We start from the raw sequence: 12,991 nt of genomic DNA, 5'->3' as shown, positions 1-12,991 counted from the left end.
GGTTGCTGATTTATGTTCGAAAACCTACTGGAAACTCTGGGGCTCACTGCCTTCAGCCTCAAGGGCTTCGGTCCACTGCTGATGCAAGGCACCTGGATGACGATCAAGTTGTCGGCGTTGTCGCTGTTGGTAGCCGTGTTGCTCGGGCTGCTCGGCGCCAGTGCCAAGCTGTCAAAAGTCAAACTGATGCGCGTGCCTGCCCAGCTTTACACCACACTCATTCGCGGCGTTCCGGACCTGGTCCTGATGCTGCTGATCTTCTACAGCCTGCAAACCTGGCTGACGTCTCTTACCGATTACATGGAATGGGAATACATCGAGATCAACCCGTTCAGCGCCGGGGTCATCACCCTGGGCTTCATCTACGGAGCGTACTTCACCGAAACATTCCGTGGCGCGATTCTCGCCGTCCCACGGGGTCAGGTCGAAGCGGCCACCGCCTATGGCCTCAAGCGCGGCCAGCGCTTCTGGATCGTGGTGTTCCCGCAGATGATGCGTTTTGCCCTGCCGGGCATCGGCAACAACTGGATGGTGATGCTCAAGGCCACTGCGCTGGTGTCGATCATCGGCCTCGCCGACCTGGTCAAGGCGGCCCAGGACGCCGGTAAAAGCTCCTATCAGCTGTTTTATTTCCTGGTACTTGCCGCACTGATCTACCTGGTGATCACCAGCGTATCCAACTTCATCCTGCGCTGGCTCGAACGTCGTTACTCCGCCGGCACCCGGGAGGCCGTACGATGATCGAACTCCTGCAGGAATACTGGAAACCATTTCTCTACAGCGACGGCAACAACATCACCGGCCTGGCCATGACCATGTGGCTGCTCAGCGCTTCGATCTTCCTCGGCTTTATCGCGTCGATCCCGCTGTCCATCGCCCGTGTATCGCCGCACTTCTACATCCGCTGGCCGGTGCAGTTCTATACCTACCTGTTCCGTGGCACACCGCTCTATATCCAGTTGCTGATCTGTTACACGGGGATCTACAGCCTGGCCGCCATTCGGGCCCAACCAGTACTGGACGCATTCTTTCGCGATGCGATGAACTGCACCATCCTGGCCTTCGCCCTGAACACCTGCGCCTACACCACGGAGATCTTCGCCGGGGCCATTCGCAGCATGAACCATGGTGAAGTGGAAGCGGCCAAGGCTTACGGGCTGACCGGCTGGAAGCTGTATGCCTATGTGATCATGCCGTCGGCCTTGCGTCGTTCGTTGCCTTACTACAGCAACGAAGTGATTCTCATGCTGCACTCGACCACCGTGGCCTTCACCGCGACCATCCCGGACATCCTGAAAGTCGCTCGGGATGCCAACTCGGCGACTTTCCTGACCTTCCAGTCGTTCGGCATCGCCGCGCTGATCTACCTGACCGTCACTTTTGCGCTGGTCGGCCTGTTCCGCCTTGCCGAACGCCGCTGGCTGGCCTTCCTCGGGCCGACCCACTAGGACTCAATGTACATGCGCCACCAGAAACATGACTTGCTGGCCCCGCTGCCGGGGACCGCAAGACAGATCCACAGCTTTCACTTCGGGCCACAACCGGCCAACGGCAAGATCTACATCCAGGCCTCCCTGCACGCCGACGAAATGCCCGGCATGCTGGTAGCCTGGCACCTCAAGCAACGCCTGGCGGAGCTGGAAGCCGCCGGTCGCCTGCGCAGCGAAATCGTGCTGGTGCCCATCGCCAACCCGGTGGGCCTGGAACAGGTGCTGATGGATGTGCCGCTGGGCCGCTACGAACTGGAGAGCGGCCAGAACTTCAACCGCTGGTTCGTCGACCTCAGCGAGGAAGTCGGCAACGCGATCGAGGGCAGGCTCAGTGACAATCCGCAGCACAACCTGCAACTGGTCCGCAGCAGCCTGCGCGATGCGCTGGCCCGGCAGACTGCCGCCACCCAACTGCAATCCCAGCGCCTGACCCTGCAACGATTGGCCTGCGACGCCGACATGGTGCTCGACCTGCATTGCGATTTCGAGGCGGTCGCGCATCTGTACACCACGCCGGATGCCTGGCCGCAGGTCGAACCGCTCGCCCGCTATATCGGAGCCGAAGCCAGTCTGCTGGCGACGGATTCTGGCGGTCAGTCGTTCGATGAATGCTTCACCCTGCTCTGGTGGCAGTTGAAGGAGCGCTTCGGCGAACACTTCGACATCCCGCCGGGCAGTTTTTCGGTGACCGTCGAATTGCGTGGCCAGGGTGACGTCGATCATTCGCTGGCGAGCCGCGATTGCCAGTCGCTGATCGATTACCTGATCCATTTCGGCGCGATCGCCGGCGAAGCCCCGCCCCTGCCCGACCTGCCCTATCCGGCGACACCGCTGGCCGGCGTAGAACCGGTGGCCACGCCCGTCGGCGGACTGCTGGTGTTCACCGCGCTGCCGGGCCAGTACCTGGAAGCCGGGCAACTGATCGCCGAGATCATTGATCCGATCAACGATCGCGTCACCCCCGTTCATTGCTCCGCCGCCGGGTTGATGTACGCCCGTTCGCTGCGCCGCATGGCCACTGCCGGCATGGTGATCGCCCACGTCGCGGGCACCGAAGCCTATCGCAGCGGCTATCTACTTTCGCCTTGAGGATGCATGCCCCATGTACAAATTGACCATCGAAGGTCTGCATAAAAGCTATGGCGACCATGAAGTCCTCAAAGGTGTTTCGCTCAAGGCCAGGACCGGCGACGTCATCAGTCTGATCGGTGCCAGCGGCTCGGGTAAAAGTACCTTCCTGCGTTGCATCAACTTTCTGGAACAACCCAACGACGGCACCATGAGTCTCGACGGGCAGAACATCCGCATGATCAAGGATCGTCACGGCATGCACGTGGCCGACGCCGATGAACTGCAACGGATTCGCACCCGCCTGGCCATGGTGTTCCAGCACTTCAACCTGTGGAGCCATATGACGGTGCTGGAAAACATCACCATGGCCCCGCGCCGGGTGCTGGGGTGCGACAGGAAAGAAGCCGAGGACCGCGCCCGGCGCTACCTCGACAAGGTGGGCCTGGCCTCCCGCGTAGCGGACCAATACCCGGCCTTCCTGTCCGGCGGTCAGCAACAGCGGGTCGCGATCGCCCGCGCACTGGCCATGGAGCCGGAAGTCATGCTGTTCGACGAACCGACTTCGGCGCTGGACCCCGAACTGGTGGGCGAAGTGCTCAAGGTGATTCAGGGCCTGGCCGAAGAAGGCCGGACCATGATCATGGTGACCCACGAAATGAGCTTCGCCCGCAAAGTGTCGAGCCAGGTGTTGTTTCTGCACCAGGGACTGGTGGAGGAAGAAGGCGCGCCGGAAGAAGTGCTGGGCAATCCGAAAAGCGAACGATTGAAACAGTTCCTCAGTGGCAACCTGAAGTAACGACTACAGCAAAACCTGTAGGAGCAAGCCTGCTCGCGATTGCGATCTGACACTCAACATTCGTGTTGTCTGACACACCGCTTTCGCAAGCAGGCTCGCTCCCATATTCTTTGAGCTGTAGTGACTGGATTATCAGGCAACAGGCGCAGGCGGCGGTTCATCCGGCAGCGTAGGTTCTCCTGGCTCCATCGGCTGTTCATTCGGGGTATCGGGGTCAGGTTGGCCTGGAATGCCCCCCGCCAGGGTGACAGGTGGATGTGCCAGCAAGGACCAGGCCAGAACGCCAACCTGATTGGGTTCAAGCCTTGCCAGTTCGGCACTGATTCGCGGATCGATCTTCATTCGGCTCTCCTGAGCGATGGTCCGACCCGCCTTGCGCGGATCGGAACAGTACACTCCATAGAGTGTACGCCCGCTCAGGAATTCCTGACATTTGTCGGACGGTTGACTCAGGTGCGCGGCAGGGTCACGCCACGCTGGCCCTGATACTTGCCACCACGGTCTTTGTAGGACACTTCACATTCTTCGTCAGACTCGAGGAACAGCATCTGCGCAACGCCTTCGTTGGCATAGATTTTAGCCGGCAGATTGGTAGTGTTGGAGAACTCCAGGGTCACGTGACCTTCCCACTCAGGCTCGAGCGGCGTGACGTTGACGATGATGCCGCAGCGCGCATAGGTGCTCTTACCCAGGCAAATGGTCAATACATTGCGCGGAATGCGGAAGTATTCGACGGTACTGGCCAGGGCGAAGGAGTTCGGCGGAATGATGCACACGTCGCTGTGGATATCGACAAAACTGCCGGCATCGAAGTTCTTCGGATCCACGATGGCCGAATTGATGTTGGTAAACACCTTGAAATGACTAGTGCAGCGCACGTCGTAACCGTAGCTCGACACGCCGTAGGAGATCACACGGCTATCGTCGCTGCCGCGCATCTGGCGCTCGACGAAAGGTTCGATCATTCCGTGTTCCTGCGCCATGCGGCGAATCCACTTGTCCGATTTGATGCTCATGGCGGGGGTCCTGAATAGCGAGGTCGAAAAATTCTGTCCGGCATCTTACCGGGCGCGTCGCCGGGTTCAAAGTCCAGGGTGCAATTCTCGCCGAACAGGCAGGAATTACACGCCCTGGCGACGAACCGTCGCACCGCCGATCCTTAAAACAGAGAAACCTTCGCAAGAAGCATTGGCACGTCCTGGAAAAAGGGTTAAGGTGGCGCCACTGTGCTGCTTGTGTCACTGAGAATCTCTCCACGATATGTTGAATTTCGATCCAACCATCTACAAGAATTTTTCCTGCTCTTTGCACTCAGTCTCGGCCAGGGTTCTTCCTGAGTCGCAGTTATCTTTGTTCAAGGAGTTACACCATGTCTAATCGCCAAACCGGTACCGTTAAGTGGTTCAACGATGAAAAAGGCTTCGGCTTCATCACTCCACAATCCGGTGACGACCTGTTCGTTCACTTCAAAGCTATCCAGTCCGACGGTTTCAAAACCCTGAAAGAAGGCCAGCAGGTTTCTTTCATCGCTACCCGCGGTCAGAAAGGCATGCAAGCTGAAGAAGTTCAAGTTATCTAACTTGTACTTGCTTTAGTAAAAAGCCCCGCCCTCAACAGCGGGGCTTTTTTGTGGGTGGTGTCTTTTTGGATTTTTTACCAGGTCACGCCAAACCCTGCGGAGTAGCGTGTCTTGTCCAGGTCCGCGTCATCGGTGCCGCTGATGATGTCGCGCTCCGCCTTCAGGTTCAGCGAAGCCCAGTCAGTCACCTTGTAGCGCAACCCCATCTCGGCATCGAGCGCGTAGTCAGCCACATCCGACAACGGCTTGCCGACTTCCCCATTGGTGAAAAACTCGACACGCTTGCCGATCAGGTAGCGGTTGTAGTCCCACGTCATGGCCAGGGCGTAGAAATTGTCCTTGCTGCCATCGGAGAACTCATAGTCCGTGCGGTTGACCAGCGCGCCCAGGGAGAACGCTCCGAGTTCGTCATCCCAGAACTGATAACCGGGGCCGGTACCGACCGTGCGTTGACGGGAAAGGTCTTCGACCTTGTCGCGCTTGTACACCAGGCGCCCCTGCCAGAACCATTGTTCGGTCAGGAATCGGTCGATGGAGTACTCGGCCCGCCAGTTGTCCGTGGTCACCACGTCATCCTGGAACTCGCGGTTGTATTCGCCTTCGGCGGTATGCCGCCAGCGACCGTGGCGCGCACTGGTCTTGAAATCGATGTCGTAGTCATCGGTGTCGTTTTCCGCCCGCTGATAATCCAGCGCGACATCGACATTGCCTTTCCACACCAGGTCCTCGACCACCGGTTTTGGCTTGAGAATCTGCTGAATGCTCGCCAGTTCGACCGTCTTCGGCGCATCGCCGTTGGCCAGCGTGACCTTGCCGGTGTCCGCTGCTTTCAGCGACTTGGCTTTCTCGCCAGTGTAGGCATCCTGCTTGACCAGCAACTCCTGATCGCTATCCAGGGTCTTGACCTGTTTCCAGTCGATCGTCACCGCCCCCGCATACTCGGTCTGGATCAGCAGTTTGCCACCATCGAACAGCGTGATCTTGCCACTCAGCTTGTCACCGTTCTTCAACCACACGGTATCGGCCAGCAAAGGAGTGGAAGCACCAAGGACGGCGAGACACAGCAGGGATCTGGACAACATAAGCAAAATACGCGCTCGGCTTGCGAGAAAAGTCGGCATTATCCGTAGGAACAAGGCCATGACAAGGACTGACCCGACGAATTCTATTGAGTTCATTTCTCAACCGCCTGCGCAGGATTTACTCTACAGACGGTAAAGCAAACTTCTTCAGGACTGACGGACGTGACCGAGCCAACCGATGAACCCGAGAGCGCGGCGCAAATCCGACGCACGGCGCTGTATCTGACACTGGCGCAAGTTCCCGAGGGCAAAGTCGTCAGCTACGGCCAATTGGCCGAGCTTGCGGGACTGGGTCGCGCCGCCCGTTGGGTCGGTCGTACCCTCAGCCAATTGCCGAGCGACAGCAAGTTGCCCTGGCACCGTGTTCTGGGCGCAAACGGGCGCATCAGCCTGCCGGCAGGCAGTCCATCGGGCGATGAGCAGCGCGCACGATTACGCATGGAAGGCATCAGTGTCCTGAACAATCGTGTTGATATTCAGCGCCATGGCTGGCGTCCGGTAGAGCACAGCGGTTAGAGTGCGCGCTTTGTTTCTGTATTTGTTGAGGCAGACTCCAGCCCATGCCCCGTAAAACCTGGCGCGCCGCGCTCGCCGCTTATGCCAGCCCCTCGACACTCGTGCTGTTGCTGCTCGGTTTCGCCGCCGGCCTACCCTACATGCTGGTGTTTTCGACGCTTTCGGTCTGGCTGCGTGAAGCTGGCGTGGCTCGTGAAACCATTGGTTATGCAAGCCTGATCGGCCTGGCGTACGCCTTCAAATGGGTCTGGTCACCTTTGCTCGACCAGTGGCGACTGCCATTGCTCGGCAAACTCGGTCGACGACGTTCCTGGCTCGTGTTGTCCCAGGCACTGGTCATCCTCGGCCTGATCGGGATGGGCTTCTGCGACCCGCAAAAGCATTTGTCGTGGCTGATCGCCATAGCCGTGGTCGTCGCTTTCGCATCGGCGACGCAGGATATCGCGGTAGACGCCTATCGCCTGGAAATCGCCGAAGACAATCGTCAGGCCGCCCTGGCCGCCAGCTATATGTCCGGTTACCGCGTCGCTGCGCTGCTGGCTACCGCAGGCGCGCTGTACTTCGCTGAAGGTTTTGGCTCCACCGGCTTCAACTACCAGCATTCAGCCTGGGCTGGCACTTACATCCTGTTCGGGGCGCTGATGGTCCCGGCACTGCTGACTTCTCTGTTCATGCGCGAACCACCCGTGCCGTTGCGCACGCAACTGCAGGCCGGGCGCTACAGCTTTGCGCACCAACTGGCCTCGGTGTTCGTACTGATCATATTGCTGGTGTCCGTGCCGGCCATGTTCACCCAGCTCTACAACACCGACTTCGCCAGCGTGCTGTTCGAAGGCGTGAGCCTGCTCGACCTGCTGCTCGAGGACCGCGCACTCCTGCGGGCCATCCTCTATATCACGCTCACCGCCATGTGCCTCTCGGCCATGGGCCGTCGCGGCCTGGCACCGGTGCTCACGCCGGTCAACGACTTCATCCTGCGATACCGCTGGCAAGCACTGCTGCTGCTCGGCCTGATCGCCACCTATCGAATGTCCGATACGGTCATGGGCGTGATGGCCAATGTGTTCTACATCGACCAGGGCTTCACCAAGGACCAGATCGCCAGCGTCAGTAAAATCTTCGGCCTGATCATGACCCTGGTCGGCGCCGGCATGGGCGGCCTGCTGATCGTGCGTTTCGGCATCCTGCCGATCCTGTTCATCGGCGGCGCCGCATCCGCGGCGACCAATATCCTGTTCCTGATGCTCGCCGACATGGGGCCCAACCTGAGCATGCTGGTGCTGACCATTTCCCTGGACAATTTCAGTTCGGGCCTGGCCACCTCGGCCTTTGTCGCCTACCTGTCGAGCCTGACCAACCTCAAGTTCTCCGCCACCCAGTACGCCCTGCTCAGCTCGATCATGCTGCTGCTGCCACGCCTGATCGGCGGTTACTCCGGGGTCATGGTGGAGAAGTTCGGCTATCACAACTTCTTCCTGATTACCGCCCTGCTCGGCGTCCCGACCCTGCTGTTGATCGCCCTGCACTGGTTCCAGGAGAACCGCCGCGCTGGCCCGACACCGACACCGGAACCGGTGCAGACCCCGGTCGCCGAAGAATCGTAGGTTCTTTACCCAGGAATATTCGCAGAGGGCCGAGTGAATCGCGCCCTCCTGCCACACCACCGACCGCACGCCTGTACGCCAGCGGATCTCGCCCGTACAATGCTCCGTCATTTCTCGTCATCAGCAATCGATAACGGCCAACCATGCGCACCAGTCAATTTTTGCTCGCCACACAAAAAGAAACGCCTTCCGACGCGGTTGTGATCAGCCACCAGCTGATGCTGCGCGCCGGCATGATCCGCAAACTCGCCTCGGGCCTGTACACCTGGCTGCCGATGGGCCTGCGGGTAATGCGCAAGGTCGAAGCCATCGTTCGTGAAGAAATGAACGCCGCCGGCTCTCTCGAAGTGTTGATGCCGAGCACGCAACCGGCCGAGCTGTGGCAGGAATCCGGGCGCTGGGAAGAGTACGGCCCTGAATTGCTGCGCTTCAAGGATCGCCATGGTCGCGACTTTTGCGCAGGCCCGACCCACGAAGAAGTCATCACCGATCTGATGCGCAACGAGCTGAGCAGCTACAAGCAGCTGCCAATCAACCTGTACCAGATCCAGACCAAATTCCGTGACGAAATCCGTCCACGCTTCGGCTTGATGCGCGGCCGCGAATTCACCATGAAGGACGCCTACTCGTTCCACGCCGACCAGCCTTCGCTGCAGGTCACCTACGACCGCATGCACCAGGCTTACTGCAACGTATTCACCCGCCTGGGCCTGAAGTTCCGCCCTGTTGAAGCCGACAACGGCTCCATCGGCGGTGCCGGCTCCCACGAGTTCCACGTGCTGGCCGAGTCCGGTGAAGACGACATCGTCTTCAGCAACGGCTCCGACTACGCCGCGAACATCGAGAAAGCCGAAGCCGTGCCACGGGAAACCTCCCGCGCCGCTGCGACCGAAGAGCTGCGCCTGGTCGACACCCCGAACGCCAAGACCATTGCGCAACTGGTCGAAGGCTTCAATCTGCCGATCGAGAAAACCATCAAGACCCTCGTGGTTCACGCGGAAGAGAAAGGCAAGCTGATTGCCCTGATCATCCGTGGCGACCACGAACTCAACGAAATCAAGGCTGCCAACCAACCTGGCGTTGCCAGCCCGCTGGTCATGGCCTCGGAAAGCGAACTGCGCGACGCCATCGGCGCCGGCGCCGGTTCCCTCGGCCCGCTGAACCTGCCACTGCCGATCATCATCGACCGCTCCGTCGAACTGATGAGCGACTTCGGTATCGGTGCCAACATCGACGACAAGCACTATTTCGGCGTGAACTGGGAGCGTGACCTGCCTGTTCCGACCGTTGCCGACCTGCGCAATGTCGTGGCCGGCGACCCAAGCCCGGATGGCAAAGGCACCCTGGAAATCAAGCGCGGCATCGAAGTCGGGCACATTTTCCAGCTGGGCAACAAGTACAGCAAAGCGATGAAGTGCGAAGTGCTGGGCGAGAACGGCAAGCCGGTCACCCTGGAAATGGGTTGCTACGGCATCGGCGTTTCTCGTGTGGTGGCTGCCGCCATCGAGCAGAACAACGACGAAAACGGGATCATCTGGAGCGACGCCCTCGCGCCGTTCCAGATCGCCCTGGTGCCGCTGCGCTACGAAACCGAGCAGGTTCGCGAAGCCACCGACAAGCTGTACGCGGAACTCACCGCAGCCGGCTTCGAAGTACTGCTCGACGACCGCGACAAGAAAACCAGCCCGGGCATCAAGTTCGCTGACATGGAACTGATCGGCATTCCACACCGGATCGTGGTCAGCGACCGCGGCCTGGCTGAAGGCAACCTGGAATACAAGAGCCGTACCGAGGCCGAGGCCCAAGCGCTGCCGGTCGCCGACGTGCTGTCCTTCCTTCAGGCCCGCATCCGCCGCTGATACCAGATATAGAGACGTCATGTTCAAGCGAAACACCTTAGGCCTCGGTGGTGCCGCCTTGTGCGGCACCCTGCTGGTCAGCGGCTGTGCCAACCACATGTCACAACGCAGCGAGCACGAGGAGCGGGTCGAGCGCAAATTGCTCGATCACAGCCTGCAGATCGATGTCGGCGAGCCCAAGGTGCTTGAGCTGCCGCAACGGCGGGTGAAAATCCACGAGCAGAAGACTTTCGAAGTCACCGAGTACGAAGTCACGCGTCACTATGACCGATATACACCGTACCAACCCTGGCGGGAGATTTACGAAATCCCGCTGGGCGCGGTAGCCGTGGTGGCGGGTGTAGGTGCCAACGTGGTCAATGTGTTCGCCCTCGGCAATTTGCCGGACAGCGTGACCAGGGACTGGTTGAGCTACGGCTTCGCCGGGCTCAACCCGTTCATGAATGTGCAGTCCCACGGTCGCGCACAGCAGAACCTGGCGGGTATCGATGAAGTCCAGCGCGACAAGCGCACGGAGTACTCAAGCCTGCCCTGGAGCGAGCGTCCGGTTGAAGTCAAGGCGGGCAAGGAAACCTTCGAACTGACCACCGACAAGAACGGCGTGTTACGCCTGAATCTGCTGGACAGCCCGTTCGCCGAACATGACATCAACCATCTGAGCCGATTGCTGGTTCGTGTTGAGGATGATCAGGACAACGTACGCAGCGACTCCTCCCTGGCTGTCAGCAGCACCCTGCGCAGCAAGCTCTACGAGGCCCACGGGCTGATTTATGATGACCTCGAAGGAGACGAAGTCAATCAGTGGGTTCACCGGGTCAAACGCCTGTCGGAACTGGGTCTTGAAGAGGAAGCGAGCGAGCTGGAACAAAGCCTGATCGAACTGACGCGCAATGATCCCGAGCTGCAGAGCGAATTCCTGAAGTCGCTGGCCCAGAATGGCGAGCGGCTGGTGGCGAATCCAGGGCTGAACTGAAAGCCAAAAGCTTCGTCGGAACGCCTTCGCGAGCAGGCTCGCTCCCACATTGGATTTGGGAACACCTGAAATCCATCGTGGGAGCGAGCCTGCTCGCGAAGGGGCCCTCACATTCACCACAAACCTACCGCTCAAACAACTCCATCTGCTCAAACCCGCCCCGCAAGTCTTCCAGCCGCACCCCGACCCCCAACAACCGCACCGGCTTGCCGCCGCGATTGAACGCCTGGGTCAGCATCAACTGATAACTCCCCAGATCCCGCCTTGCCCCGGCCTGCTCCAATGTAGTCTGGGTGAAGTCGTGAAACTTCACTTTGACGAAGGGCTTGCCCGGACGATAACTGCTGTCGATTCGCGCCATGCGGCCGGCCAGGGTCTCCAGCAACTCGGGCAATTTTTCCAGACAGCTCTTCAGATCCGGCAGATCGACGTCGTAGGTATTTTCAACACTGATCGACTGACGACGGCTGTCGTTATGCACCACACGCTCATCAATCCCACGGGCCAGGCTCCAAAGTCGCTCGCCAAAACTGCCGAACTCACGTACCAGCGCCAACTTGTCCCACTCACGCAATTGCAGGCAATCGGTGATACCCAGTTTGCCGAGCTTGTCGGCGGTGACCTTGCCAACCCCATGCAACTTGCTCACCGGCAGGCCACTGACGAAGTCCTCGACCTGGTCCGGAGTAATGACGAACAGGCCGTTGGGCTTTTTCCAGTCGCTGGCGATCTTGGCCAGAAACTTGTTCGGCGCCACGCCGGCCGACACGGTGATGTGCAACTGGTTGGAGACCCGGCGCCGGATGTCCTGGGCAATTCGCGTTGCACTGCCGGCGAAATGCGCGCTGTCCGACACATCGAGGTACGCCTCATCGAGCGAGAGCGGCTCGATGATCTCGGTGTAGTCACGAAAGATCCCATGAATTTCCCTGGACGCTTCTCTATAGGCATCCATGCGTGGCTTGACGATGATCAGGTCGGGGCACAGCTTCAAGGCATGCCCGGAGGACATTGCCGAACGCACCCCGTACGCCCGCGCTTCATAATTGCAGGTCGCGATCACCCCGCGCCGATCCGCCGACCCGCCCACCGCCAGTGGCTTGCCGGCCAGGCGCGGGTCGTCGCGCATCTCAATGGCGGCGTAGAAACAGTCACAATCGACGTGGATGATCTTTCGCTGAGTCATGGCAAAGCAGTGTTCATGGCAAGGAAAAGGCGTCTTGGTATGACGGATATGCAGTATCTCACCAGCACCTGTATATAGCACCAGTAGTCTGAAGGTTCTTTTCGACTCGTGGGAAATGTCGCTGGTGAATTTATTTTTTTAATCGAAAAAATACTCTCAATAGAGCCGCAGGCCTTGCCCTGCCTGACTTACAGGCTGACAACCCTCCCCTTCCACAAGCTAACCAATTGAAGCAGAACAGGTTTTATCTGAAATTAAGGTTGACACCCCGGCGCATCTCTATAGAATGCCGACCCACAGACGCGGGATGGAGCAGCCTGGTAGCTCGTCGGGCTCATAACCCGAAGGTCGTCGGTTCAAATCCGGCTCCCGCAACCAAACATCAAAAAAGGCCACTCGAAAGAGTGGCCTTTTTTGTGCGTGCTTGTTTTACAGCACCAAGCATCGAAACCAGGCCTGGACTTTCAACGACACCGAAACAGGAAATCGTTCCGATTCCGAAACTTAGGCCATGGCCTGTGACCGTTTGCCGCGATTCCAGGTTTATTTGACCCGCTTCAGCATTAACGGTTGACACCCCGGCATTACTCTATAGAATGCCGCCACACAGACGCGGGATGGAGCAGTCTGGTAGCTCGTCGGGCTCATAACCCGAAGGTCGTCGGTTCAAATCCGGCTCCCGCAACCAAACATCAAAAAAGGCTACTCGAAAGAGTGGCCTTTTTTGTATCTGTTGAAAAAGTCCTTTCGCAACAATGATCTGTCACTGTGTAGCAAGCCGTTTGGGGACCACCCATGCGCCGGGTTCAGACTATGCTCTATCGCAGACTGAAGC

General features: G+C 59.1%; 13 protein-coding genes and 2 tRNA genes. 11 read left to right on the top strand and 4 right to left on the bottom strand.

Annotated elements, in window-relative coordinates:
- The first annotated feature begins 12 nt into the window (after window positions 1–12).
- The 4 genes from CAG47_RS09135 to CAG47_RS09120 are packed head-to-tail and all read left to right on the top strand — an operon-like array spanning window position 13 to window position 3,357.
- The gene (locus CAG47_RS09135; RefSeq protein WP_085724556.1) at window positions 13–741 is read left to right on the top strand and encodes an ABC transporter permease; all 729 of its coding nucleotides are present in this window, start codon (window positions 13–15) and stop codon (window positions 739–741) included.
- Window positions 738–1,448: an ABC transporter permease gene (locus CAG47_RS09130; RefSeq protein WP_085724555.1), complete on the top strand. Its 711-nt coding sequence runs from the start codon at window positions 738–740 to the stop codon at window positions 1,446–1,448. Before CAG47_RS09135 ends, CAG47_RS09130 begins: the two co-directional genes overlap by 4 nt.
- A gap of 12 nt (window positions 1,449–1,460) precedes the next feature.
- Window positions 1,461–2,579: a succinylglutamate desuccinylase/aspartoacylase family protein gene (locus CAG47_RS09125; RefSeq protein ID WP_085724554.1), complete on the top strand. Its 1,119-nt coding sequence runs from the start codon at window positions 1,461–1,463 to the stop codon at window positions 2,577–2,579.
- A gap of 13 nt (window positions 2,580–2,592) precedes the next feature.
- Window positions 2,593–3,357, top strand: coding sequence for an ABC transporter ATP-binding protein (locus CAG47_RS09120; protein WP_085724553.1), 765 nt, complete (start codon window positions 2,593–2,595; stop codon window positions 3,355–3,357).
- A 132-nt stretch (window positions 3,358–3,489) separates the two neighbouring features.
- Here the strand turns inward: CAG47_RS09120 and CAG47_RS09115 are convergent, their stop codons facing one another.
- Together CAG47_RS09115 and dcd are read right to left on the bottom strand one after the other, a co-directional pair.
- A complete protein-coding gene (locus CAG47_RS09115) occupies window positions 3,490–3,699 on the bottom strand; it encodes a hypothetical protein (RefSeq protein WP_085724552.1) in 210 nt (69 codons plus the stop codon).
- Window positions 3,700–3,806: 107 nt separating this feature from the next.
- Window positions 3,807–4,373, bottom strand: a complete 567-nt coding sequence (gene dcd / locus CAG47_RS09110; RefSeq protein ID WP_085724551.1) for a dCTP deaminase — start codon at window positions 4,371–4,373, stop codon at window positions 3,807–3,809.
- Window positions 4,374–4,726: 353 nt separating this feature from the next.
- Here dcd and CAG47_RS09105 point away from each other — a divergent pair, with 353 nt between their 5' ends.
- A complete protein-coding gene (locus CAG47_RS09105) occupies window positions 4,727–4,936 on the top strand; it encodes a cold-shock protein (RefSeq protein WP_044461546.1) in 210 nt (69 codons plus the stop codon).
- 74 nt (window positions 4,937–5,010) lie between these two features.
- Here the strand turns inward: CAG47_RS09105 and CAG47_RS09100 are convergent, their stop codons facing one another.
- Window positions 5,011–6,018: a DUF481 domain-containing protein gene (locus CAG47_RS09100; protein WP_085724550.1), complete on the bottom strand. Its 1,008-nt coding sequence runs from the start codon at window positions 6,016–6,018 to the stop codon at window positions 5,011–5,013.
- Window positions 6,019–6,180: 162 nt separating this feature from the next.
- Here CAG47_RS09100 and CAG47_RS09095 point away from each other — a divergent pair, with 162 nt between their 5' ends.
- From CAG47_RS09095 to CAG47_RS09080, 4 genes are all read left to right on the top strand, one after another.
- Window positions 6,181–6,534, top strand: a complete 354-nt coding sequence (locus CAG47_RS09095) for an MGMT family protein (protein ID WP_085724549.1) — start codon at window positions 6,181–6,183, stop codon at window positions 6,532–6,534.
- Window positions 6,535–6,578: 44 nt separating this feature from the next.
- On the top strand, window positions 6,579–8,138 hold the full coding sequence (locus CAG47_RS09090) for an AmpG family muropeptide MFS transporter (protein ID WP_085724548.1): 1,560 nt from the start codon (window positions 6,579–6,581) through the stop codon (window positions 8,136–8,138).
- Window positions 8,139–8,281: 143 nt separating this feature from the next.
- On the top strand, window positions 8,282–9,997 hold the full coding sequence (locus CAG47_RS09085) for a proline--tRNA ligase (protein WP_085724547.1): 1,716 nt from the start codon (window positions 8,282–8,284) through the stop codon (window positions 9,995–9,997).
- A gap of 19 nt (window positions 9,998–10,016) precedes the next feature.
- Window positions 10,017–10,970, top strand: coding sequence for a hypothetical protein (locus CAG47_RS09080; RefSeq protein ID WP_085724546.1), 954 nt, complete (start codon window positions 10,017–10,019; stop codon window positions 10,968–10,970).
- 124 nt (window positions 10,971–11,094) lie between these two features.
- Here the strand turns inward: CAG47_RS09080 and dinB are convergent, their stop codons facing one another.
- Entirely contained in the window at window positions 11,095–12,156 is a 1,062-nt protein-coding gene (dinB, locus tag CAG47_RS09075) for a DNA polymerase IV (protein WP_085724545.1), read from the bottom strand.
- A 301-nt stretch (window positions 12,157–12,457) separates the two neighbouring features.
- On the opposite strand from dinB, the gene CAG47_RS09070 reads away from it, so the two are divergent.
- Window positions 12,458–12,534, top strand: a tRNA-Met gene (locus CAG47_RS09070).
- Window positions 12,535–12,767: 233 nt separating this feature from the next.
- Window positions 12,768–12,844 (top strand) — tRNA-Met (locus tag CAG47_RS09065).
- Window positions 12,845–12,991: the final 147 nt, after the last annotated feature.

This window comes from Pseudomonas sp. R37(2017), assembly GCF_002113375.1.
In the GTDB taxonomy this organism is placed as follows: Bacteria; Pseudomonadota; Gammaproteobacteria; order Pseudomonadales; family Pseudomonadaceae; genus Aquipseudomonas.
This window is presented reverse-complemented; position numbering and strand designations above follow the sequence as displayed.

Coding starts and splice junctions, on each gene's coding strand:
- CAG47_RS09135 (WP_085724556.1), top strand. CDS start 13: ATGTTCGAAAACCTACTGGAAACTCTGGGGCTCACTGCCTTCAGCCTC.
- CAG47_RS09130 (WP_085724555.1), top strand. CDS start 738: ATGATCGAACTCCTGCAGGAATACTGGAAACCATTTCTCTACAGCGAC.
- CAG47_RS09125 (WP_085724554.1), top strand. CDS start 1,461: ATGCGCCACCAGAAACATGACTTGCTGGCCCCGCTGCCGGGGACCGCA.
- CAG47_RS09120 (WP_085724553.1), top strand. CDS start 2,593: ATGTACAAATTGACCATCGAAGGTCTGCATAAAAGCTATGGCGACCAT.
- CAG47_RS09115 (WP_085724552.1), bottom strand. CDS start 3,699: ATGAAGATCGATCCGCGAATCAGTGCCGAACTGGCAAGGCTTGAACCC.
- dcd (WP_085724551.1), bottom strand. CDS start 4,373: ATGAGCATCAAATCGGACAAGTGGATTCGCCGCATGGCGCAGGAACAC.
- CAG47_RS09105 (WP_044461546.1), top strand. CDS start 4,727: ATGTCTAATCGCCAAACCGGTACCGTTAAGTGGTTCAACGATGAAAAA.
- CAG47_RS09100 (WP_085724550.1), bottom strand. CDS start 6,018: ATGTTGTCCAGATCCCTGCTGTGTCTCGCCGTCCTTGGTGCTTCCACT.
- CAG47_RS09090 (WP_085724548.1), top strand. CDS start 6,579: ATGCCCCGTAAAACCTGGCGCGCCGCGCTCGCCGCTTATGCCAGCCCC.
- CAG47_RS09085 (WP_085724547.1), top strand. CDS start 8,282: ATGCGCACCAGTCAATTTTTGCTCGCCACACAAAAAGAAACGCCTTCC.
- CAG47_RS09080 (WP_085724546.1), top strand. CDS start 10,017: ATGTTCAAGCGAAACACCTTAGGCCTCGGTGGTGCCGCCTTGTGCGGC.
- dinB (WP_085724545.1), bottom strand. CDS start 12,156: ATGACTCAGCGAAAGATCATCCACGTCGATTGTGACTGTTTCTACGCC.